The following is a 21041-nucleotide window of genomic DNA, read 5'->3' on the forward strand; positions in this document are numbered from 1 at the left end:
GCGCTCTAATAGAGCCTGCCGCCATTCGGCACTGGCTTGTCGATTGCCGCGAGAACCACTTCGCCGTCTTCATCCGGCATGCCAAGTGTCAGCACTTCCGACATGAATGGACCGATCTGCCGTGGCGGAAAATTCACCACAGCCATGATCTGTTTGCCGATCAGTTGCTCCGGCGTGTAGTGCCTGGTGATCTGGGCTGACGATTTCTTGATGCCGATCTTTTCGCCGAAATCGATCTTCAGCTTGAAGGCGGGCTTGCGCGCTTCGGGAAATGGCACGGCTTCCACGATGGTTCCGCTGCGGATATCGACCTTTTCAAAATCCGCCCAGCTAATTGTGGTTGCTTCGCTCATTTCATCATCCCCATATCCGCAGAAAACCCGGCGCGGTGCGCCGGGCTAAATTGCTAATGCTGCACTCAGGCGCGACCGACCGTCTCGAACACCACGCATTCAAGCGCTTCGCGCGCCGTGACGCCCGACCAGACCACAAACTGGAAGGCCTGGAAATAGGCTTCGCAAGCTTCGAGTGCTGCCGACAGCAGCACTTCAACCTGACGGCTCGTCGGTTCTGCACCGCCTGCCAGCAACAGCGACTGGCGATACATGATGGCGCCTTCCTGCTGCCAGAGATCGAAATGCCCCATCAGAAGCTTTTCATTGATGAGCGACAGCAGGCGCATCACTTCATTCACACGTGGCTCGGCCACCTTGATGTCGAATGCGCAGGCCAGATGCAGTGCCTCGAAATCCTCCATCCAGGAAAACGAGATATGATAGTCAGTCCAGTTGCCCGCAACCGAGATTGCAATTTCGTCGTCGCCAGTCCGCTCGAACGTCCAGTCGTTTGAATGCGCGACCTGTTCGATCACATCCACCGGATGTGCCTCACGTGCGAATTCAAGCTCAAGAAGGCTCATGTCCGTTTCCTGTTCTGGGAACCATCTGCCCCCAGATGCTTCCTAATTCCCGGCGCGCAAGTTATTGCTCGCCCGCACCTGAGACCGCGCAAGAACAAGCGCAGGGAAACAGGCACGAATTGATCGGTCGAGGAACCGGCATGCACGACGGCATGCAAGCGCCCCAATGGCACACGCACATACGCAACTGATACTGGAAAGCAGCCTGAAAGACGCGAAACCTGACACTGAGCCCCTCGCCGCCGCCTACATGACCGCGTTACGAATCATGTAGTGTTTTCAGTCTATTGATGCTGAATCTGAACGCCAGCCCCTTTTGAACAAAGAGCCGTGAAAGCATGTGGAAATATACGAGGGACCGGTCGCGACCCTTGCCTTAACCGACTCTAAGACAAGGGTTTTTGCCACTTATGGCCTGTTAATAAATATTCAGGGATTATTTTTGGGTTTTGCCGAAGATGAAGCTGATTTCGCCGTTTTGGCATCAGAATCAACTTCGAATTTGGCAAGACGTGCTTCCAGAGCTTCGATTCTTGCCAGCAACGCGCTGTTTTCCGCACGTGCCTTGATCGCCATTTCACGAACGGCTTCGAAGTCTTCGCGCTGTACCACGTCGAGCGTGTTCAGCACGCGTTCTCCTTGCGAACGCAAGGCCGTTTCCACTTCGCGGCGCACGCCTTGCGCAGCGCCTGCCGCATCCGTCACAAGCTTGGCGAGTTCATCGAGAACCCGGTTCTGTCCGCTGGTCATGGCAATCATTCCTTATTTCCAGGATAGACCTGTTGAAAACATAAATTTGAAATAGGGCCGTCTCAGTTCCGATGCAAGCGCAGCTATAGAAAGTGATCGGGTTCGGCGTATTTGAATCAATAATCATGGACCTCGCGAAAATAGCCATCTGCGGGAACCGGAGGCGAATGTACTTAAGGCTGCCTTAAGGGTACATCAGCACCGGAAGCACAGAAAACGCGATTTGCAGCAGGCGAGAACAGCTTGACCATAATGGGCCGGTCCAGCATGTTCCGTCACAAAATGGAGTGATTTCATGATTGAGACGTTGCTGCCCGCATCGGCGCTCGCCTTCCCAAATATCGATCCGGTGATTTTCCAGATCGGGCCGCTGGCGGTGCACTGGTATGGCCTCGGCTATGTTGTCGGCATCATGTTTGCCTGGTGGTATGGCAAGAAGCTCCTGCGCAGCCATCGCCTCTGGGCGCATAACCAGCCGCCAATGGCACCGGAAGCGCTCGACGATTTCGTGATCTGGGCAGCGCTCGGCGTCGTGCTCGGTGGCCGTATCGGCTATGTGCTCTTCTATAATTTCTCCTATTATATCTCCAATCCGCTTGCCATTCCGGCTGTCTGGGATGGCGGCATGTCGTTTCATGGCGGCATTCTCGGCACTACCATCGCCATGATCCTGTTTGCCCGCTCGCGCGGCATCAAGGTCTGGAGCATGTTCGACACGATTGCCGCCGGTGTTCCGGTCGGGCTTGGCGTGGTGCGCGTTGCCAATTTCATCAATTCGGAACTTTGGGGCCGCGTCAGCGATGTGCCTTGGGCGGTCTATTTTCCCAATGGCGGCCCGCTGCCGCGCCACCCAAGCCAGCTTTACGAAGCGTTCCTCGAAGGCTTTGTCCTGTTCTTCGTTCTGTTCCTTCTGGTCTGGGTCGGGCGCAAACTGAAGAAGCCCGGTTTCATCGCAGGCGCATTCGTGACCGGCTATGGTCTCAGCCGTATCGTGGTCGAATTCTTCCGCGAACCGGATGCCCAGCTTGGCTATCTCTTCGGCGGGTGGCTGACCATGGGCATGGTGCTTTCGGTGCCAATGGTGCTGATCGGGCTTTGGGCCATGTGGCGTGCCAACCGTGCAGCGGCGAAAGATGCCTGAAGCATCGCTGAAAGACCGGCTGAAACGTCTGATCGCCACCTCCGGGCCGATCAGCGTTGCCGATTTTATGGCAGCCTGCCTCGGTGATCGCGAGGCGGGCTATTACACAACGCGCGAACCTTTTGGGCGTGACGGCGATTTCATCACAGCGCCGGAAATCAGCCAGATGTTCGGCGAACTGATCGGCATCTGGTGCGTCAGCGAATGGGACGCGCTGGGACGCCCGGACAATATCGTGCTTTGCGAAATCGGCCCCGGTCGCGGCACGCTGATGAGCGATATGCTGCGCACGATCGGCAGGCTCGCCCCACAAATGCTGGACCATGCACATGTCGCCATGGTCGAAACGAGCCCGCGCCTTGTTGAAAGGCAAAAGGAGAAACTGTCCGATACCGGCGCGAAGATCGACTGGTTCGAACGCTTTTCCGATATTCCCGCCGATACTTCCAATGGCCCATTGATCCTCGTCACCAACGAGCTGTTCGATGCCATTCCGTTCCGGCAGTTCGTCAAGTCCAACGGGCGTTTCGTGGAACGGCTGATAGCGCTTGATGAACGCGACGAGTTCCATTTCGTCAGTGGTGCGGGCGGTATCGACCCAGCTCGCCTGCCGAAAGACCATGCGCAAGCGCCTGAAGGCACGGTCTTCGAGGCAGCCCCGGCGCGGACCGCACTGTTGCAGGAAATTGCGCAACGTATCGCGACCACGCGCGGCGCAGCGCTCAACATCGACTACGGCCATCTCGAAGCCGGCTTCGGCGATACGCTGCAAGCCATGCTCAAACATGCTTACGACGATGTGTTCGCCAATCCGGGCAAAGCCGATCTGACCAGCCATGTCGATTTCGACATTCTGGAAAAGACCGCACGGGCCAGCGGCTGCAAGACCGGAATGATGACACAGGGTGAGTTTCTGCTCGCAATGGGCCTTCTCGATCGTGCCGGACGGCTCGGCTCGGGCAAGGATGCAGCGTTTCAGGAAAAACTCCGGCAGGACGTCGAAAGACTGGCCGCCCCCGATCAAATGGGAACCTTGTTCAAGGTTCTCGCATTGAGTGACCGTCAGACGCGCCTCTACCCTTTTGAAGCCAAGTGATGCCTTTCCCTTCAGAAAGCTTCGATTGACAAGCTGTTCCGCCTCCCCCACCATCCTGCCGTTTTAAGAGAGAATGCCATGACCGATATGCCGCAACCGCTCCGCTCGCCTCTCCTTGAAAAGCCCGTCGGACAAAACGGGAAGCGGATCGCGCATGGCTTTTTCACCCGCAAGGGCGGCGTTTCCGATGGCATCTATACGGGCCTGAATGTCGGCAGCGGTTCGAACGATGTGCCGGAAAAGGTCGCGGAGAATCGCCGCCGCGTCGCCCAAAATCTTGGCGTTGCGCCCGATCATCTCGTGACCGTTCATCAGATTCACTCGCCCGACGTCCTCCGCGTTACGGAACCATTGGGAAGCCCGCGTCCGAAGGCCGATGCAATGGTCACAAATGTGCCGGGCATCGCCATTGGTGCCCTGTCTGCCGATTGCGGACCCGTTCTGTTTGCGGATCACGAAGCCGGAATCATCGGCTCGGCCCATGCCGGTTGGCGTGGCGCTTTCAGCGGCGTTCTCGAAAATACCATTGAAGCCATGATCGACCTCGGAGCGAAGCGCGAGAATATCGTTGCCGTTCTCGGCCCGACCATCGGACCAAAAAACTACGAAGTTGGACCCGAATTCTATGCCGAATTCATCGGCAGGGATCCTGCCTACATCACCTATTTCCGGCCTTCCGATAAGCCGGAGCACAAGCTGTTCGATCTGTGGACATTCATCACCGACCGGCTGACAAAGGCTGGCGTGCGGGCAGAATCTCTTCGCCAGTGCACCTATGCCGATGAGGAACAGTTCTATTCCTACCGGCGCACCACCCATCGCAACGAACCCGACTACGGGCGCCAGATTGCAGCGATAGCCATCATCAAAGAATAGGGAGAACCGCATGGCCCTTCACTTCGAGCCGGAAGAATTCGCCGCACGTCGCGACCGTCTGATCTTGAAGATGGAGGAGGAAAAGCTGGATGCGCTTCTGCTGTTCGCACAGGAGAGCATGTATTGGCTGACCGGCTATGACACATTCGGTTTCTGCTTCTTCCAGTGCCTTGTGGTGAAGGCCGACGGTTCGATGGTGCTGATGACGCGTTCTGCCGATCTGCGGCAGGCGCGCCACACGTCGAACATCGAGAACATCGTCGTCTGGACCGACCGCGACAATGCCAATCCGGCCTCTGACCTGCGCAATATCCTGACGGAGCTCGACCTTCTCGGCACCCGGATCGGGATCGAATACCAGACGCACGGTCTCACTGGCGCCAATGCTCGCAAGCTGGACGAGCAGCTACAGAGCTTCGCGAAGCTTTATGATGCATCCGGCATGGTGGATCGCCTGCGCCTGCTGAAGAGCCCTGCGGAAATCGCCTATGCCAGGCGCGCTGCCGAACTCAGCGACGATGCGCTCGACGCTGCCATAAAGCTGACCAAAGGCGGGGCGAACGAGGCCGATATTCTGGCTGCGATGATGAGCGCCAATTTCGCTGGCGACGGCGATTATCCTGCAAATGAATACATCATCGGCTCGGGCGAAGATGCCCTGCTCTGCCGCTACAAATCCGGTCGGCGCAAGCTGAACAAGAACGACCAGCTTACGCTCGAATGGTCGGGCGTCTTCCGGCATTACCATGCGCCGATGATGCGCACGCTCGTCGTCGGAAAACCGACCACACATCACCTGGAGCTCTATGCAGCCGCACGTGAGGCACTGGAAGCCGTGGAAGCCGCAATGACGCCCGCCTCGACATTCGGCGACGTCTTCGACGCCCATGCGCGGACCATGGAAGCGCATGGCCTCACCCGTCACCGTCTCAATGCTTGCGGCTATTCGGTGGGTGCGCGCTTCACCCCATCCTGGATGGACCCGCAGATGTTCTATGCCGGAAATCCGGAAAGCATCCAGCCCGACATGACTTTGTTCGCACACATGATCATCACGGATTCCGATACGCAGACCGCAATGACGCTGGGGCAGACTTATCTCACAACAAATGGCGCGGCTCAGCCATTATCCCGCCATTCTCTTGATATGATTGTCAAATGAGGCGCAATCGGCGATAAAACTGCCACAAGTGCATCCCGAAAAGTGCGAAGCGGTTTTCGGATGAGATGCACGTCGGGAAAGATCGATAGACTATTTCAAACTGAAAATGCCCTATCGCAGAGAAACTGCGCCTTCAGGAGCATGAAGCCGAACATGAACAAGGCACGTCTTTCAACGATGCTGTTGCTTGCCGGAGCGCTTACGAGCCTGCTTGCCGCCTGCAACAGCACCGAATCCGCTCTGAACGTACAGGGCAGCAATCAGAGTTCTGGCCAAACCGCTACGCCAGCGACGACACCGGGCACTGCACCAGCGCAGCCTGCGGGAACAACCCCGGCTGCGACCGGAACAGCGCCTGCAACAACCACGCCAATAACCGCTCCAGCGGCACCGCAACGCAGTGCGGCGCTCAAGCCGGGCAAATTGCATATCGCTCCGATTGTCGGCGCGCCTGTGAATGTGGTGACACCTCTCACACATCGCATGAATGATGATGCCAAGACAAAGGGCATTGAGCTTGCGGGCAACAACGACCCGAGTGCTGCCTATGTGATGAAGGGCTATTTCTCCGTTCTGTCGGAAGATAACCAGACCACCGTGCTCTACGTCTGGGACGTGCTGGATGCTTCCGGCAACCGTCTTCACCGGATACAGGGGCAGGAGAAAGTTCCAGGTGCGGCCGCAGACTCATGGAGCGTTGTTCCCGCATCCGCAATGCAGGCAATTGCCGACCGCACCATGCAGGAATATTCCACCTGGCTTGCGGCAAATCGCGCATAGAAAGCTGCTTTGGCAGCAAAAGACTGAAATCTTTTGCTGAATCATGTTTGCCTACTGTGGGAAAGCCGGAAAACCGGGCTTTTAACAGCAATTGTGTTCCCGAGGGCCTTGCAATGACGGTGACTCTTTGCAATAGGCCCCACATCCGAAAGAAAACCTTGCAAGCTGCACTACTTGGCCACCGCCCGACAGTATGCAGCTTAAAGTTTTTAAGAGATTAAGTCCGTTCCGGCGGACTGTTGCGACAGAACCAAACTGCAAACCGCGACCGCATCGGCGTCAGAGGCAAAAGAATGAAACTTTTCGCAGGCAACTCCAACCGGGTTCTTGCCGAATCCGTTGCTCAATATCTCAACATTCCGCTCGGCAAGGCCAGCGTCCGTCGCTTCGCCGATCAGGAAATCTTCGTAGAGATTCAGGAAAACGTGCGCGGCGAAGACGTATTCGTTCTGCAATCAACTTCCTATCCGGCAAACGATCACCTGATGGAACTGCTCATCATGATCGACGCCTTCCGCCGCTCCTCGGCACGTCGCATCACCGCCGTCCTGCCCTATTTCGGCTATGCCCGTCAGGACCGCAAGCCCGGCCCGCGCACGCCGATCTCGGCAAAGCTGGTTTCAAACCTGATCACCGAAGCCGGTGCAAACCGCGTTTTGACCCTCGATCTTCACGCAGGTCAGATTCAGGGCTTCTTCGATATCCCGACCGACAATCTCTATGCCGTTCCCGTCATCGCCCGCGACGTGAAGGCCAACTATGCCACCGGCAACTGCATGGTCGTTTCGCCTGACGTCGGTGGCGTGGTGCGTGCCCGCTCATTGGCCAAGCGCATCGACGCTCAGCTCGCAATCGTCGACAAGCGTCGCGAACGTCCGGGTGAATCGGAAGTCATGAACGTCATCGGCGACGTTGCCGGCAAAGATTGCCTGCTGTTCGACGATATCGTCGATTCCGGCGGCACGCTCTGCAACGCGGCTGAAGCCCTGCTGGCCAAGGGCGCGAACAGCGTCACCGCCTACATTACGCATGGCGTTCTGTCCGGCGGCGCGGTTGCCCGTATCGCTGCGTCGAAGCTGAAGGAACTGGTCATCACCGATTCCATCCAGCCGACCACAGCGATCAACGATGCGCCGAATATCCGCGTGCTTTCGATCTCCGATCTGATCGGCGAAGCCATTGCGCGTACGGCAGCGGAAGAATCTGTTTCGAGCCTGTTCGACTAATCAAAACACTAGTCGGATAGCAATTCCGAGACATGCCGCCAGTAACAGCACGAGCGGCATGTTCAGTTTGAAGACGACAAGCAACAATGCCGCCGCACCTGCGATCAGGACGGCGGCATTGTCTATTGTGCTCCAGACCGGCAGCGGCAATGTGAAGGGGCCCACAGCCTTCTCGATCACCTGCGAAAACAGGACGTGCAGCGAGAACCATAGCGCCAGATTGGCAATTACGCCGACGACTGCAGCCGTAATCCCGCCCAGCATGGCCGACAGCCAGCGCACCTGACGCAGCCGCTCCACGAATGGCGCCCCTGCCAGTATCCATAGAAAACACGGCACGAAGGTAAACCAGAGCGCGATCAATCCGCCGAAAAAACCGCCCAGAAGCGGTGGCAGGCCCGACAGGTTCGCAGCCCCGACGAAACCGACAAAGACCAGCACGAGGATCAGCGGCCCCGGCGTGGTTTCGGCTAGGCCCAGCCCGGTCAGCATTTCGCCGGGTTTCATCCAGCCGAAATGCTCGACCGCCTGCTGCGCCGTATAGGAAAGGGCTGCATAGGCGCCGCCGAAAGTCACAGCGGCAAGCTTTGAGAAAAAGGCCGCTTCCTGCACGAAAACATGCGCGCCGCCGAAGGCCAGATAGAGAAGGATGAGCGGCGCGAGCCAGAGCCCGCCCCAGACGAGCGTTTGCCGCGTGAATTCGCGCAAGGCGCCGGGCGTCGCTTCGCCCACTATAGTCACGGTTCCGTGCCCCTGAACCAGATGCCGCAAACCACCGGCAAGCGCCGCCAACAGCACGACGAGCGGAAACGGCAGCTTCAAAAGCGCAATGGCAACGAACGCGGCAATCGCCACCGCATAGGCGAAACCAGAGGCCAGTGTGCGCTTTCCCATGCGATAAAGCGCTTCAAACACGACAGCCAGCACCGCGGCCTTGAGACCGAACAACAGTCCGGCCACGACCTCGATATGCCCGAAGGCAATGTAAAGCGCCGACAAAGCAAGCATGACGGCTGCGCCGGGCAGCACGAACAAAAGCCCTGCCAGCAAGCCACCACGCCAGCCTTTCACCGCCCAGCCGGAATAGGTCGCGAGCTGCATGGCTTCCGGTCCCGGCAACAACATGCAGAAATTGAGTGCATGGATCAGCCGTTCCTGATCCATCCATTTCTTCTCATCCACAAGGATGCGTTGCAGCATGGCAATCTGCGCCGCCGGTCCGCCGAAGGACAGAAGACCCACTTTGCCGAAGGTTGTGAATAGTTCTTTGAAATCGGGCTGCTTTACTGGCTCTGTCACGCTGTCATCCTGAATGATCCCATCGCAAGCTGTCGGCGAGGATCATTACAGGTTCATGACAGTTTTCACAGGCAACAGCTTATTCTATTCAGCCGCAGCGCCTTCTTCTGCCAGCTCATCCGGCGCATTCGGGTCGCCCGGAGCGGTCTCACAGGCAAGGTCGGGGAAATTGACGATGCGCATTCCCTTGAAATCATTGCGCACCACCAGAAGCCCGCGCTCCTCGAAGTAGGTCAGCAGACGCCGCGCGCGGCTGAACGAATGCGTGCCGTAGGCGCGCGCCAGCGCCGCATCGGAGGGGCAAGGCGCACCGGTGACAGCCGCCTGCGCGACGATCAGGAACACGCCCTGCACATCGTCGGTGAGGCTTTCCGACAGCGACAGCGCCTGCTGCCATGTCTCGCCACTGGCCACATCGCTTTCGATACTGGCCTGCGCCACCGCCAGTCTGCGGCGGAAAGCAGGCAAAGCCAGCGGCTCGCCCGGAACACGGTGAATGCGGCAGCGCACCAGAAAATCCTGATAGAGAACGGCCACGGACCGGAAAGAGGCTTCAGGGTCATCCACGATCTCGCGCATGACCTTATCGAGAAGCTCGTCGCGTTCCACTTCAACGATACCGGGGAACAGAGGCGCTTCGACTGGCTCTGCCTCGGGTTTGGGCTTGGCTACCTGCGCCAGAATTTCCGCCGTCGATGGCGGCGGTGGCGGTGGCGGCGTCCTGCGCACAACAGTGCGGATTTCCTGCGGTGCAGGCGTGAAAATGAGATCGAGCGCATCTTCCGGCGCATCGGGCAGCGGCATCAGTTTCGGCGATGACGAACGTGCCGATGTCTCAACCTTGCCGATCTTGATCGGCAGCGGACGACGCGACAAAGCAGGACCAAGCGCCACGAAATGTCCACGCTGCAAATCGCGGAACATTTCAGCCTGCTTGCGCTCCATGCCGAGAAGATCGGCGGCGCGCGCCATGTCGATATCGAGAAATGTGCGGCCCATCAGGAAGTTGGAAGCTTCTGCAGCCACGTTCTTGGCAAGCTTGGCCAGACGCTGCGTGGCAATGACACCGGCCAGTCCGCGCTTGCGCCCACGACACATCAGATTGGTCATGGCGCCCAGCGAAAGCTTGCGCGCCTCGTCCGACACTTCGCCAGCGGCGGCGGGCGCAAAAAGCTGCGCCTCATCCACCACCACGAGCATTGGATACCAATAGTCGCGCTCGGCATCGAACAGGCCACCGAGAAAAGCCGCAGCCGCGCGCATCTGCTGTTCGACATCGAGGCCTTCGAGATTGAGTATCACCGAAACACGGTGCTGGCGGATGCGTCCGGCAATGCGGGTCAATTCGGCTTCGGTGCGAGCGGCATCGACAACAACATGGCCGTAAAGATCGGCAAGCGTGACAAAGTCCCCTTCCGGGTCAACGATGCACTGCTGCACCCATTGCGCGCTCTGTTCCAGCAGGCGGCGCAAAAGATGCGACTTGCCAGAGCCGGAATTGCCCTGCACGAGCAGGCGCGTGGCGAGAAGCTCCTCAAGATCAAGCATGGCCTGCTTGCCGCCGCCAAGCGCTGCTGCCGAGGCAGAACCGCTTCCAGCAACAGCACCCATGTCGATACCGACCTGCATCTCGCCTCCTTGTTTGAGAATGACCGAAACAGACGACTCGCACGGCCAAGCCTGCGGTCGATCAGGCATTCGCTTAACACTTTTGCGGCTGCCATTGCCACCCGTTAAGACAAATGCCCACAGATGCCGGGCAGTAGATTTCAACCAGAAGTTTTGATAGCAATCTGAACAGGGGCAAAAGCAGCAAGCGACCAGCCAGCGGGCGCGTCGGGGAGGATGAGCCACTCCGACCTTGGCATAGGCTTTGCTCTCTATTCGGAGGTGAACTCTATGTGGTTAATACCCATTAGATTCACGCTTAGAATAAAGAAAACCCGCACCAGCTGGCGAGCCACAGTGCGGGTTCAATTCTTTATCTAAGAACACGGTAGCTGGAGTTCGCGCTTCAGCTACCGATCCGAATATAGGCCATCGGGAGCATTTTTTCAACTATGGCCCTGTCAGCCTTCGCGCGAAGGCGAGCCCAAAAAACTTGCACCGCCGCACGCTATAGTCTATAGCCACCGCCATCCGCGTAGACACCCTTGGAGGCAACGCGGAATGGAGCGGTCCGGTCTTTCACCCTGTGACAGACGATACGGGCTGTTTCATGTCGTTTGCGTGATTCCTTTCGGGGATGCAAACGACACTCCAGTAACATCGAAAGGAAATGCCATGAGCGAGACTTACGTGCTCAAGGCCGATCTGCGCAGCCGGGTTGGTAAGGGGTCCTCCCGCGAACTTCGCCGCAACGGCCAGATTCCTGCAGTCATCTATGGCGACAAGCAGGAGCCCCTCGCAATCGCCGTCCCTTACAAGGAAATCTTCTACAAGATTCATGGCGGTGGCTTTAAGACCACTGTTGCCACGATCGAAGTAGACGGCAAGAAGATTCAGGTCCTCCCGAAGGACTACCAGATGGACCCAGTCCGCGACTTCCCGCAGCATGTCGACTTCCTGCGCGTTTCCGCAAAGTCGGTCGTTCACGTGAACGTTCCTGTTCACTTCAAGAACGAAGAAGCTGCACCGGGCATCAAGCGCGGCGGCGTTCTCAACATCGTTCGTCACGACGTTGAACTGATCGTTCCGGCCAATGCAATTCCGGAAGCGCTCGAATTCGACCTGACCGGCCTTGAAATCGGCGACTCGGTCCACATTTCGGCAATCAAGCTGCCGAAGGGCGCGACCGCTGCCATTCAGGATCGCGACTTCACCATCGCAACCATTGCTGCTCCTGCCGGCCTGAAGTCGGAAGAAGCTGCTTCGGAAGGCGCTGCAGAAGAAGAAGCCAAGGACGGCGAATAATCGCTTTCAGCATTTTGGGGGCTCTGAACCATGCTGCTCATCGCAGGTCTTGGCAATCCGGGCCCCAAATATGCGCATAACCGGCATAATATCGGTTTCATGGCGGCGGATGAAATATTCCGCCGCCATCGCTTTTCCAACTGGCAGAAGAAGTTTCAGGCCGAGATCGCCGATGGCGTTATCGACGGCGAGAAAGTGCTGCTGATCAAGCCGCAGACTTTCATGAACCTCTCGGGCCAGTCTGTCGGCGAGGCCATGCGCTTCTACAAGCTCACCTCTGCCGATCTCGTCGTCATCTATGACGAACTCGACCTCGTTCCGGGCAAGCTGCGCATCAAGACCGGCGGCGGCTCCGGCGGCCATAACGGCATCAAATCCATCGACGCACATGTGCAGTCCTTCCCCGGCGGCCAGAATTATCGCCGCATGCGGCTTGGCATAGGCCATCCCGGCGCGAAAGAACTGGTGCATAATTATGTCCTCGGCGACTTCGCCAAGGCCGACAATGAATGGCTGGACACGCTTCTGGGCGCTGTCGCCGACAATGTGGGCCTGCTTGCCAAACCGGGCGACGACAACAGCTTCATGAACCGCATTGCGCTTGCCATGGGCGACGGCAATCAGCGCCCCAACGGTTTCAAGGCCGACCCTGCGCAAGTGGAAAAAGCCCCCCCTGAAGCAAAGGCCAAGGCGCAGAGCCATATTCGGCAGGCGCGGCAGAACCAGAAGAAGCCGGGCATTCCTGAAAGCGGCCCGATGGCTGAAATGCTGAAAAAGCTGCTTGGCAAGAAGGACTAAAGCATTTCCAGCAAAAGTGCGAAGCGGTTTTGCGTGGGAGAATGCGTAAAATTAAGCCATTCCGAGGGGCGCGACGCCTCCGCCTCTTGACGCTTCACGGTCCTATGACGCATAGCCACAACAATAATATTCTATCGAGATAGGTACGATCATGGGTTTCAAATGCGGCATCGTCGGTCTGCCAAATGTTGGCAAGTCGACCCTTTTCAACGCGCTGACCAAAACGGCCGCTGCACAGGCCGCAAACTATCCGTTCTGCACCATCGAGCCGAACACCGGCGAAGTGGCGGTTCCGGATCCGCGCCAGAATGGCATTGCGAAAATCGCAGGCTCGAAGGAAATCATCCCGACCCGCATCAACTTCGTTGATATTGCGGGTCTGGTGCGCGGCGCGTCCAAGGGTGAAGGCCTGGGCAACCAGTTCCTCGCCAATATCCGCGAAGTCGATGCCATTGTGCATGTTCTGCGTTGCTTTGAAGACGACGACATCACCCACGTTGAAGGCCGTATCGACCCTGTGTCAGACGCTGAAACCGTTGAAACGGAACTGATGCTGTCGGACCTTGAAAGCATTGAGCGCCGCATCGTGCAGATCCGTAAGCGCGCAAGCAGCAAAGACAAGGAAGCGACCACGGTTCTGCCGATCATGGAGCAGGCGCTGGAGCTGTTGCAGAATGGTAAGCCTGTTCGCCTGATGCTGAAAGACATTGCACCAGACGATCTCCTGATCCTCAAGGGTCTGAACCTGCTCACTTCCAAGCCAGTGCTTTATGTCTGCAATGTTGCCGAAGGCGATGCTGCCAAGGGCAATGAGCATAGCGAGGCCGTTGCGAAAATGGCTGCGGAACAGGGCGCAGAGAGCGTCATCATTTCCGCTGCGATTGAAGCAGAAGTAGCCCAGCTTGCCGACGAAGAAGCCAAGGAATATCTCGACGCCATGGGTCTCGAAGAACCGGGCCTCGACCGTCTCATTCGCGCCGGCTACAAGCTTCTCGACCTCATCACCTATTTCACGGCAGGCCCGAAGGAAACCCGCGCCTGGACCATCCGTCGCGGCACCAAGGCTCCGGGCGCTGCCGGTGTCATTCATACCGATTTCGAGCGCGGCTTCATCCGCGCCCAGACCATCGCCTATGAAGATTACATCAAGTTCAATGGTGAAGTCGGTGCCAAGGAAGCTGGCAAGGCCAGGGACGAAGGCAAGGAATACATCGTCCATGACGGCGATGTGATGCTGTTCCGCTTCAATACCTGATACGATCAGGCCGCCGAAAACCGGCGGCCTTTTATTATACAGAGCATTTCCACAAACAGTTTTGGAGGAGATTGAGGGTGAGCAAGCCTCTGCCGAAATATGCCTACGAGGATATGGAAACGGGAATGACCCTTCCTTTCGGCCCTCGTACGATCAACAAGGAAGAAATCATCGAATTTGCCCGCGCATTCGACCCGCAGCCATTCCATCTCGATGAGGAAGCGGGCAAGGCGAGCGTCCTCGGCGGGCTGGCGGCATCGGGATGGCAGACCACTTCCCTCATCATGCGCATGGTCTGCGATGCCTATCTCACCAATTCCACGTCGCAGGGCGGCCCCGGCGTCGAATTCACACGCTGGAAACGCCCCGTGCTTGCCGGTGATACGCTGAACGGCGTGACGACCATCAAGGACAAGCGCATTTCCAAATCACGCCCGGCAATCGGGTTGGTAACGTTCCATCATGAGTTGTTCAATCAGCGCGGCGAAAGCGTGTGCGAGATGCAGCATCCATGCATGATGGGACGCCGCGATTACGATGCGATTCCAGAAAGCGCGGCCCCGGAAGGTGCGACCTCAGGAGGTGCAGCATGAGTTTCCTGGAAGAAAATCTCGGGCAGAACCTCGTGATCGGCAGCTATACGTTTACCGCCGAGGAAATCATCGATTTCGCCAGAAAATACGATCCGCAGCCGTTCCATCTGGATGCGGAAGCGGCAAAGAAGAGCGTCTTCGGCGGGCTTTGCGCTTCCGGCTGGCATACCACGGCAGTATTCATGAAGCTCAATGTCGCTTCCATCGTCGAGGCGACGAAGGACGCGCTGAAACGCGGCGAGACACCACCGACATTCGGCCCCTCGCCCGGCTTTGAAAACCTGAAATGGTCGAAACCCGTCTATGCCGGAGATACCATTACCTACAAGCGTGTGGTCCATGCCATCCGGCCGCTTGCTTCCCGCCCCGGCTGGTCGATGCTGACCATGACGACAAGCGCCTACAACCAGAACGGTGAAGAAGTGCTGTTCTTCGACAATGCAGCGATGGTGAAGCTGCCGCCCAAGACCGGCGCCTGAAATAAGAAAAGCCCGGAGTATTATCCGGGCTTTCTCGTATTCTCAATCGCCTTCGAAGGCAACCAGCGTGCGAACCGGCACACCCAGAGCTTCAAGCTTCTTGCGCCCGCCCAGATCGGGCAGATCGATGATGAAGCAGGCCGCGACAATGTCTGCGCCCATCTGAAGCAGAAGTTTCGCCGCCGCTTCCGCCGTTCCACCAGTGGCGATCAGATCATCGACCAGAATGATCCGCTCGCCCTTTTCGATCGCATCGCGGTGCATTTCCATTTCGTCAATGCCATATTCAAGGCTGTAGGCAATCCGCACGGTATCGCGCGGCAGCTTGCCCTTCTTGCGGATCGGCACAAAACCGGCTGAAAGCTGATGCGCTATAGCGCCGCCAAGGATGAAGCCGCGTGCTTCGATGCCCGCAACCTTGTCGACCTTGTTGCCTGCATAGGGATAGACCAGTTCATCGACAGAACGGCGAAATGCCTGCGCATCGCCCATAAGCGTCGTCACGTCACGGAACTGGACGCCTGGCTTTGGATAGTCCGGAATGGTGCGGATCGCATCCTTCAAGCTGGCTTTAAATCCGGATTCCATTTTCCATCCTTTCAGGCGGCCGTTGGGCCGGTCAAATTAATCAAGGCAAAGTTGGGGCCAAGCTCCTTTACACCCTCAAACGAGCAAATTGCAAAAGAAACCGCCCGTTTCTGCCATGAACATTGCGGCGACGCACCGTCATTTTCATGGCTTAATTGTGGCAACGATATTCCAGCGAACCAAACGGTCGCTTTCCATCCATCCATACCACAAAAAAATGGGCGCCCGCGGCGCCCATTTTTTTAATCCGGATTGACCGGTCAGTGCTTCACATTCGACCAGATCGAACGCTTGGCAACATAAACCAGACCGGCAAAAAGGATCAGGAATATGATGACCCGGAAACCGGTGCGCTTGCGATCTTCCAGATGCGGCTCTGCAGCCCACATCAGGAAAGCCGAAACGTCACGCGCATACTGGTCCACCGTCTGCGGCGCGCCATCGTCATAAGTGACCTGGTCGTCGCTCAGCGGCTTGGCCATCGCCAGAGCCTTTGCCGAAATGAAGTACGGATTGTAATGCGTACCTTCGGCAATCTGCATGCCCGCTGGAGGCTGTTCGTCGTAGCCGGTCAAAAGCCCGTGAATGTAGTCCGGACCAGCTTCGGCATACTGCGTGAATATGTCGAAGATGAAGGTCGGAAACCCACGCTCGACGCCACGGGCCTTCGCGATCAGCGAGAAGTCCGGAGGCGCTGCGCCGTTGTTCGAGGCTGCGGCCGCGGCCGCATTCGGGAACGGTGCCGGAAAGTGATCAGTCGGGAGGGCCTTGCGGGTGAACATCTCGCCATCCGCATTCGGGCCATCCTGCACTTCATATTCAGCGGCAAGCGCCTTGACCTGTTCCGGCGAGTAGCCGAGGCCTTCCAGCGTGCGGAAAGCCACCAGGTTCATCGAATGACAAGCCGAACAGACTTCCTTGTAGACCTTCAGGCCGCGCTGAAGCTGTCCCTTGTCATAGGTTCCGAACGGACCGGCGAAGCTCCACTTTTCCTGCTTGGGATGGTGGATCGGAAAATGTTCCGGCTCCGCGGCATTACCGCCTTCCTCAGCCGAGGCACCACCCATCGTAGCCAGGGCGATACCAAGCGCAACCAGCGGAGCAATACCGAAGGCAGCGAAACTCTTGAGGATGTTTTTCATTGTTACGTCCTTCATCTCTCTCGCTGGTTCAGCCCTTAATTTCCACTGGGGTAATCTCGGCCTTGCCACTCTTCTCCAAAACCGCCTCGGTGATCGAGTTCGGCAAACGCTTTGGCGTTTCGATCAGGCCGATGACCGGCATGATGACGATGAAGAAGGCAAAGTAGTAGAGCGTACCCAGCTGCGCCATGAAGACGTAGGAGCCTTCCGCAGGACGCGAACCCAACCATCCGAGGAAGATGGCGTTGATCACGAACAACCAGAAGAACAGCTTGAACCACGGACGATAGACAGCCGAACGAACCTTCGACGTATCGAGCCACGGCACGACGAAAAGGATCGCGATCGAACCGAACATGGTCAGAACGCCGCCGAGCTTCGAGTCGATCGGGCCGATGTTGAAGGTGATGGCGCGCAGCATCGCGTAGAAAGGCAGGAAGTACCATTCCGGGACGATGTGAGCAGGCGTCTTCAGAGAATCGGCCGGGATATAGTTATCCGGATGGCCGAGGAAGTTCGGCATGTAGAAGACGAAATAGGCGAAGATGACGAAGAAGACGAGCGCGCCGAAAGCGTCCTTGATGGTCGCATAAGGCGTGAACGACAGCGTATCGGTCTTCGATTTCACTTCAATGCCGGTCGGGTTGGTCTGGCCCGTCACATGCAGCGCCCAGACGTGCAGGATAACGACACCCGCAATCATGAACGGCAGCAGGTAATGCAGCGAGAAGAAGCGGTTGAGCGTTGGATTGTCGACCGCAAAGCCGCCCAGCAGAAGCTGCTGGATCGGTTCGCCGATTATCGGGAAGGCCGTGAAGAAGCCGGTGATAACCGTGGCACCCCAGAAGGACATCTGGCCCCAGGGCAGCACATAGCCCATGAAGGCAGTCGCCATCATGAGAAGGAAGATCACCACGCCCAGAATCCACAGAAGCTCACGCGGCGCCTTGTAGGAGCCGTAATAGAGACCGCGAGCGATGTGGAGATAAACGGCGATGAAGAAGAACGATGCACCGTTGGAGTGCATATAGCGCAACAGCCAACCGGAGTTGACGTCACGCATGATCTTCTCGACGGAGTTGAACGCAATGCCCGTATCCGCAGCGTAATGCATGGCCAGCACAACGCCGGTCAGGATCTGCGAAATGAGCATGAAGCTCAAAATGCCACCGAAGGTGTACATGTAGTTCAGGTTACGCGGCGTCGGATAGGCCACGAAGGAATCATAGACGAGACGCGGCAAAGGAAGCCGTTCGTCCACCCATTTTTCGATGCCGGTCTTCGGCGTGTATGTGGAGTGTCCAGCACTCATTTCTTCTCTCCCCAAGACCTGTTAGCCGATCCTGATGACCGTATCGGAAGTGAACGCATATTGCGGGATGTGCATGTTTTCCGGTGCCGGACCACTGCGGATACGACCGGCAGTGTCATAGGTCGAGCCATGGCATGGGCAGAACCAGCCACCGAAAGAACCGGACTCACCAAGCGGCACGCAACCCAGATGGGTACATACGCCGATCATCACCAGCCAGTTTTCCTTGCCTTCGCCTGCCGAGCGGGCGAGATCGGTCGCCTGCGCGTCCGACGCAAGGTTGGCGTTGCGTGCAATCGGATCCTTGAGATCACCGATTACGGTCGTCTTGCCGTCCTCGACTTCCTTGGCGGAGCGGTTACGAATGAAAACCGGCTTACCACGCCATTTAACAGTTAATGATGCTCCTTCCGCAAGGGACGAAACATCAACCTCGATGGACGCAGCCGCGAGTGTCGAAGCGTCCGGACGCATCTGGTCGATAAACGGCCAGGCCAGTCCGCCAACTCCGACGACACCGGCCATTCCCGTCGCAATATACAAAAAATCACGCCGTGTCGGCTCAGCCGTGTCGTGTGCGCTCACGTGCCAATTCCTTTTCAACCTGCATGTTCAATTGAACTCTCCCCTCGTCCTCTTTTGCACTTACGCAAAAGTAGTCCCGCAAGTGCTCACAGGACGAAATTCCCTCCATTTCACATTCCGGTTTAGGCGTGTAAAAAACGCTTGTCCAGCCACCAACCCCTTATGACGGCACGATGTCGCAGGCGGATTTGCTTGCTCAATTCAACGAATGCGCAACAAACCGACAATGCAGCACAGATAACGCAAAGCTTTCGACTTTAGCCGTTCCGCCCAATGAAACCACCGGACTGGCGGGCCCAAAGTCCCGCATAGATGCCGCCACGGGCAACAAGTTCGTCATGCGTGCCCTCCTCTACGATTCGCCCCTGATCCATCACGATGAGACGGTCGAGCGCTGCAATGGTGGAAAGGCGATGGGCGATCGCAATCACTGTCTTGCCGTCCATGAGGCGCTGCAGATTCTCCTGAATGGAAGCTTCCACTTCCGAATCGAGTGCGGATGTTGCCTCGTCGAGAATGAGGATCGGTGCATCCTTCAAAATGGCGCGCGCTATCGCAATGCGCTGGCGCTGCCCGCCGGAAAGCTTGACGCCGCGCTCCCCCACAAAGGCATCGAAGGAGCGCCGCCCCTGGAAATCCTCCAGATTGGCAATGAACCCATCGGCCTCGGCCTGTCGTGCTGCCTGCAGCAATTCTTCATCGGTTGCATCGTCGCGCGCCAGCATGATGTTGTCGCGCAACGATCTGTGCAGCAGAGCCGTTTCCTGGCTGACGACTGCAATGGCGCGGCGTAACGATGTCTGGGTGACGTCGCGAATGTCCTGTCCGTCTATGAGGATCGCGCCCTTCTCGACATCGTAGAGACGCAGGATGAGGTTCACGAAGGTCGATTTACCCGCGCCTGAATGACCGACGAGGCCGACCCGCTCGCCACCGCGCACGGTCAGATTGATGTTGTCGAGAACGCCCGCAGCCTTGCCGTAGTGAAAAGTGACGTTCTGAACCTCGATGCGCGCCTCTGTCACCTGCAACGGCTTTGCGTTGGGTCGGTCCTCCAGACCGAGCGGGGCAGAAACCAGCCGCATGGAATTTTCGATCAGTCCGAGCTGGCGCAGCATTCCGTTCATCTGCATCATGAGGCGCCCGAGCAGCATGTTGAGGCGCAACACCAGACCAAGCGTGAACGACACCTGCCCGACCGTGATGGCATCGCGCGTCCACAGATCGATGGCAATTGCCGCAACCGTCACGATCATCAGGCCGGAAAGCGCGGTGAGCGAAACACGGACGCCAGTCAGCGAACGCATGAAGGGGAGAATGGCACCAAGATAACGCTCGAAACCGTCACGCAGATAGCGCTCGTCATCGTCGGCAGTATTGAGTTTGATCGTCTGGATGTTGGAATAGCTGTCGACGATACGCCCGTTAATCATCGAGCCCGCCTCGGCCGAAGCCTCGGCACTCTTGCGGATGCGCGGCAGATAACGCCGTGCGATGAAACCGAAAGCGATAATCCACAGGATCACGGCTGCCGCCAGCCGCCAGTCGAGCCGGCCAACCAGAAACAGCGTGGTAATACTGTAGATCGCCATGAACCAGACGACCTGAATGAGACTTTCAATGAGGTCGCCTGCCGCCTGACCGGCCTGCCAGACCTTGGTGGCAATCCGCCCGGCGAAATCATTCTGGAAGAATGCATAGGACTGGCGGAGCACATAGGAATTCGCCTGCCAGCGGATCATATTGTAGAAGCCCGGCGACAGGGTCTGGTCTTCGAGCAGCGTATTGATCGCCGTCACGACAAGGCGGATCACAAGCACCGTGATCCCCATGAAAAGCAGCTCGGGGCCTGCCGCCTGCAAAAGCGCCGACCAGCTCCGCTCAACGCCGCCTTTTCCCGTCTGGTCGAGAATATCGACCAGTCTGCCGGTGAAATAGAACAGTCCGGCCTCGACCAGCGGCAGCAGCCCGCCGACCACAAGGGAAGCAGCCAGCGGCCCTTTCACCTGCCTTGCATAATGCCAGAGAAAGCCGAGCGTGGTTGACGGCGGCCTCAGCCTGTCCGGTTCGCGAAAGGGATCGACCCAACGTTCGAACAGGCTGTAAACCGCTTTCATCAATGGCGTG

Annotated in this window: 21 protein-coding genes; 11 read left to right on the forward strand and 10 right to left on the reverse strand. The window is 57.7% G+C overall.

Features of this window, described 5'->3' with window-relative positions; all coding sequences use genetic code 11:
- Positions 1–5: 5 nt before the first annotated feature.
- From CQZ93_RS09415 to CQZ93_RS09425, 3 genes are all read right to left on the reverse strand, one after another.
- Complete coding sequence (locus CQZ93_RS09415) at positions 6–353, reverse strand: tRNA-binding protein (protein ID WP_105542331.1); 348 nt, start codon at positions 351–353, stop codon at positions 6–8.
- Between the two features lie 65 nt (positions 354–418).
- Positions 419–919 (reverse strand): type III secretion system chaperone family protein, encoded by a 501-nt coding sequence (locus tag CQZ93_RS09420; protein WP_010659627.1) that lies wholly within the window; start codon positions 917–919, stop codon positions 419–421.
- A 429-nt stretch (positions 920–1348) separates the two neighbouring features.
- Entirely contained in the window at positions 1349–1669 is a 321-nt protein-coding gene (locus CQZ93_RS09425) for an accessory factor UbiK family protein (protein ID WP_105543250.1), read from the reverse strand.
- A 295-nt stretch (positions 1670–1964) separates the two neighbouring features.
- On the opposite strand from CQZ93_RS09425, the gene lgt reads away from it, so the two are divergent.
- The 6 genes from lgt (at position 1965) to CQZ93_RS09455 (ending at position 7950) form a co-directional block, all read left to right on the forward strand.
- Complete coding sequence (lgt, locus tag CQZ93_RS09430) at positions 1965–2810, forward strand: prolipoprotein diacylglyceryl transferase (RefSeq protein WP_105542332.1); 846 nt, start codon at positions 1965–1967, stop codon at positions 2808–2810.
- The gene (locus CQZ93_RS09435; RefSeq protein WP_105542333.1) at positions 2803–3906 is read left to right on the forward strand and encodes a class I SAM-dependent methyltransferase; all 1104 of its coding nucleotides are present in this window, start codon (positions 2803–2805) and stop codon (positions 3904–3906) included. The genes lgt and CQZ93_RS09435 overlap by 8 nt, the downstream gene beginning before the upstream one ends.
- Before the next feature lie 78 nt (positions 3907–3984).
- Positions 3985–4782, forward strand: a complete 798-nt coding sequence (gene pgeF / locus CQZ93_RS09440; protein ID WP_105542334.1) for a peptidoglycan editing factor PgeF — start codon at positions 3985–3987, stop codon at positions 4780–4782.
- Between the two features lie 10 nt (positions 4783–4792).
- Positions 4793–5944: a M24 family metallopeptidase gene (locus CQZ93_RS09445; protein ID WP_105542335.1), complete on the forward strand. Its 1152-nt coding sequence runs from the start codon at positions 4793–4795 to the stop codon at positions 5942–5944.
- Between the two features lie 141 nt (positions 5945–6085).
- Positions 6086–6724 (forward strand): hypothetical protein, encoded by a 639-nt coding sequence (locus tag CQZ93_RS09450; protein ID WP_105542336.1) that lies wholly within the window; start codon positions 6086–6088, stop codon positions 6722–6724.
- A gap of 293 nt (positions 6725–7017) precedes the next feature.
- Positions 7018–7950, forward strand: coding sequence for a ribose-phosphate pyrophosphokinase (locus tag CQZ93_RS09455; RefSeq protein WP_105542337.1), 933 nt, complete (start codon positions 7018–7020; stop codon positions 7948–7950).
- On the opposite strand, the gene chrA is transcribed toward CQZ93_RS09455, so the two are convergent.
- Positions 7951–9249, reverse strand: coding sequence for a chromate efflux transporter (chrA, locus tag CQZ93_RS09460; protein ID WP_105542338.1), 1299 nt, complete (start codon positions 9247–9249; stop codon positions 7951–7953).
- A gap of 84 nt (positions 9250–9333) precedes the next feature.
- The gene (locus CQZ93_RS09465; protein ID WP_105542339.1) at positions 9334–10878 is read right to left on the reverse strand and encodes an ATP-binding protein; all 1545 of its coding nucleotides are present in this window, start codon (positions 10876–10878) and stop codon (positions 9334–9336) included.
- Between the two features lie 654 nt (positions 10879–11532).
- On the opposite strand from CQZ93_RS09465, the gene CQZ93_RS09470 reads away from it, so the two are divergent.
- From CQZ93_RS09470 to CQZ93_RS09490, 5 genes are all read left to right on the forward strand, one after another.
- Positions 11533–12162 carry a 50S ribosomal protein L25/general stress protein Ctc gene (locus CQZ93_RS09470; RefSeq protein WP_105542340.1) on the forward strand — a complete coding sequence of 210 codons (630 nt, stop codon included), beginning with the start codon at positions 11533–11535 and terminating at the stop codon, positions 12160–12162.
- Positions 12163–12192: 30 nt separating this feature from the next.
- A complete protein-coding gene (gene pth / locus CQZ93_RS09475) occupies positions 12193–12960 on the forward strand; it encodes an aminoacyl-tRNA hydrolase (RefSeq protein WP_105542341.1) in 768 nt (255 codons plus the stop codon).
- A 151-nt stretch (positions 12961–13111) separates the two neighbouring features.
- Complete coding sequence (gene ychF, locus CQZ93_RS09480) at positions 13112–14215, forward strand: redox-regulated ATPase YchF (RefSeq protein ID WP_105542342.1); 1104 nt, start codon at positions 13112–13114, stop codon at positions 14213–14215.
- 77 nt (positions 14216–14292) lie between these two features.
- On the forward strand, positions 14293–14808 hold the full coding sequence (locus tag CQZ93_RS09485) for a MaoC family dehydratase (protein ID WP_105542343.1): 516 nt from the start codon (positions 14293–14295) through the stop codon (positions 14806–14808).
- Positions 14805–15287: a MaoC family dehydratase gene (locus CQZ93_RS09490; protein ID WP_105542344.1), complete on the forward strand. Its 483-nt coding sequence runs from the start codon at positions 14805–14807 to the stop codon at positions 15285–15287. The genes CQZ93_RS09485 and CQZ93_RS09490 overlap by 4 nt, the downstream gene beginning before the upstream one ends.
- 42 nt (positions 15288–15329) lie before the next feature.
- On the opposite strand, the gene CQZ93_RS09495 is transcribed toward CQZ93_RS09490, so the two are convergent.
- The 5 genes from CQZ93_RS09495 to CQZ93_RS09515 form a co-directional block, all read right to left on the reverse strand.
- The gene (locus CQZ93_RS09495; protein WP_061345912.1) at positions 15330–15875 is read right to left on the reverse strand and encodes an adenine phosphoribosyltransferase; all 546 of its coding nucleotides are present in this window, start codon (positions 15873–15875) and stop codon (positions 15330–15332) included.
- 260 nt (positions 15876–16135) lie between these two features.
- Positions 16136–17017, reverse strand: a complete 882-nt coding sequence (locus tag CQZ93_RS09500; RefSeq protein ID WP_181153330.1) for a cytochrome c1 — start codon at positions 17015–17017, stop codon at positions 16136–16138.
- Positions 17018–17045: 28 nt separating this feature from the next.
- Positions 17046–18329, reverse strand: a complete 1284-nt coding sequence (locus CQZ93_RS09505) for a cytochrome b (RefSeq protein WP_105542346.1) — start codon at positions 18327–18329, stop codon at positions 17046–17048.
- 21 nt (positions 18330–18350) lie between these two features.
- Positions 18351–18914: a ubiquinol-cytochrome c reductase iron-sulfur subunit gene (gene petA / locus CQZ93_RS09510; RefSeq protein ID WP_105542347.1), complete on the reverse strand. Its 564-nt coding sequence runs from the start codon at positions 18912–18914 to the stop codon at positions 18351–18353.
- Between the two features lie 257 nt (positions 18915–19171).
- Positions 19172–21031 carry an ABC transporter ATP-binding protein gene (locus CQZ93_RS09515; RefSeq protein WP_105542348.1) on the reverse strand — a complete coding sequence of 620 codons (1860 nt, stop codon included), beginning with the start codon at positions 21029–21031 and terminating at the stop codon, positions 19172–19174.
- Positions 21032–21041: the final 10 nt, after the last annotated feature.

Source organism: Ochrobactrum vermis (assembly GCF_002975205.1).
GTDB lineage: Bacteria > Pseudomonadota > Alphaproteobacteria > Rhizobiales > Rhizobiaceae > Brucella > Brucella vermis.

Coding starts and splice junctions, on each gene's coding strand:
- CQZ93_RS09415 (WP_105542331.1), bottom strand. CDS start 353: ATGAGCGAAGCAACCACAATTAGCTGGGCGGATTTTGAAAAGGTCGAT.
- CQZ93_RS09420 (WP_010659627.1), bottom strand. CDS start 919: ATGAGCCTTCTTGAGCTTGAATTCGCACGTGAGGCACATCCGGTGGAT.
- CQZ93_RS09425 (WP_105543250.1), bottom strand. CDS start 1,669: ATGACCAGCGGACAGAACCGGGTTCTCGATGAACTCGCCAAGCTTGTG.
- lgt (WP_105542332.1), top strand. CDS start 1,965: ATGATTGAGACGTTGCTGCCCGCATCGGCGCTCGCCTTCCCAAATATC.
- CQZ93_RS09435 (WP_105542333.1), top strand. CDS start 2,803: ATGCCTGAAGCATCGCTGAAAGACCGGCTGAAACGTCTGATCGCCACC.
- pgeF (WP_105542334.1), top strand. CDS start 3,985: ATGACCGATATGCCGCAACCGCTCCGCTCGCCTCTCCTTGAAAAGCCC.
- CQZ93_RS09445 (WP_105542335.1), top strand. CDS start 4,793: ATGGCCCTTCACTTCGAGCCGGAAGAATTCGCCGCACGTCGCGACCGT.
- CQZ93_RS09450 (WP_105542336.1), top strand. CDS start 6,086: ATGAAGCCGAACATGAACAAGGCACGTCTTTCAACGATGCTGTTGCTT.
- CQZ93_RS09455 (WP_105542337.1), top strand. CDS start 7,018: ATGAAACTTTTCGCAGGCAACTCCAACCGGGTTCTTGCCGAATCCGTT.
- CQZ93_RS09465 (WP_105542339.1), bottom strand. CDS start 10,878: ATGCAGGTCGGTATCGACATGGGTGCTGTTGCTGGAAGCGGTTCTGCC.
- CQZ93_RS09470 (WP_105542340.1), top strand. CDS start 11,533: ATGAGCGAGACTTACGTGCTCAAGGCCGATCTGCGCAGCCGGGTTGGT.
- pth (WP_105542341.1), top strand. CDS start 12,193: ATGCTGCTCATCGCAGGTCTTGGCAATCCGGGCCCCAAATATGCGCAT.
- ychF (WP_105542342.1), top strand. CDS start 13,112: ATGGGTTTCAAATGCGGCATCGTCGGTCTGCCAAATGTTGGCAAGTCG.
- CQZ93_RS09490 (WP_105542344.1), top strand. CDS start 14,805: ATGAGTTTCCTGGAAGAAAATCTCGGGCAGAACCTCGTGATCGGCAGC.
- CQZ93_RS09495 (WP_061345912.1), bottom strand. CDS start 15,875: ATGGAATCCGGATTTAAAGCCAGCTTGAAGGATGCGATCCGCACCATT.
- CQZ93_RS09500 (WP_181153330.1), bottom strand. CDS start 17,017: ATGAAAAACATCCTCAAGAGTTTCGCTGCCTTCGGTATTGCTCCGCTG.
- CQZ93_RS09505 (WP_105542346.1), bottom strand. CDS start 18,329: ATGAGTGCTGGACACTCCACATACACGCCGAAGACCGGCATCGAAAAA.
- CQZ93_RS09515 (WP_105542348.1), bottom strand. CDS start 21,031: ATGAAAGCGGTTTACAGCCTGTTCGAACGTTGGGTCGATCCCTTTCGC.